A 350-nucleotide genomic window follows, 5' to 3' on the forward strand; every position below is an offset into this window, starting at 1 on the left:
TCTTTCAGTTTCTCAGCTTTTTCTGTTTCTGTTAAGCTTGGATCTTTTCTGATTTCGTCTTTTTCAGCTTCTGCTGCGTCTTCTAATTCTGCTTTCGCTTTTGCTTTCACATCATCTAAGCTTCCATTAGTATGAACTGCTTTAATTACTTTATCAGCTGTAGCTTTTACAGTGTCGATGATGTCTTTATTTGTTGCTGCCGCAATCTTAGCTTTCGCATCTTCTTGAGCTTTAGTTACTTCTGCTTTCTTAGCTGCTTTTTGATCTTCACTCAAGCTTGAATCATTTGTGATTTCTTCTGTTTCAGCTCTTGCTGCTTCATCGATGGCGTTGTTGGCTGCTTCTTTAGC

General features: G+C 38.6%; 1 protein-coding gene. It reads right to left on the bottom strand.

From position 1 onward, the window contains the following. The coding region (locus N8M20_RS10225; RefSeq protein ID WP_261080518.1) for a DUF1542 domain-containing protein at positions 1 to 350 on the bottom strand (350 nt) is incomplete at both ends.

Source organism: Streptococcus mitis (assembly GCF_946190275.1).
GTDB lineage: Bacteria > Bacillota > Bacilli > Lactobacillales > Streptococcaceae > Streptococcus > Streptococcus mitis_DC.